At 72.1% G+C, this 348-nt stretch carries 1 pseudogene; it reads right to left on the minus strand.

The features are described 5' to 3' along the window. Positions 1 to 348 (minus strand): annotated as a pseudogene (locus WDW90_RS38555) (porin family protein); the annotation flags it as partial.

Raw genomic sequence — 348 nt, forward strand, 5'->3', positions numbered from 1 at the left:
GCGGTTGCGCCCGAAATCGACGTACTGCGCGTCGGCCTCGAAACCGATCACGAAGCCCGAGCCCGGCGTGAACTGGTAGTTGTAGCCGATCTGGCCGCCGCCGACGAAGCCGTCGTTGCTGTTGCGGTTCGAGAAGGCGAGCACGCCCGCCGCCGGCGCGCCGGCGCCGGTCACGAACAGGCTCGAGCCCGGCGTGGCGCCGCCCGGGACGGTGACGACGGTCGGGCCGCGGTCGTTCTGGGTGCCGAAGCCGTAGCCCGCGTTGAAGCCGGCGTAGAAGCCCGTCCAGGTGAAGACCGGAACCGGCGTGAACACCGGCGGCGGCGCCGCACGGCGCGGAAGATCGGC

The organism is Methylobacterium nigriterrae (assembly GCF_037106235.1).
GTDB lineage: Bacteria > Pseudomonadota > Alphaproteobacteria > Rhizobiales > Beijerinckiaceae > Methylobacterium > Methylobacterium nigriterrae.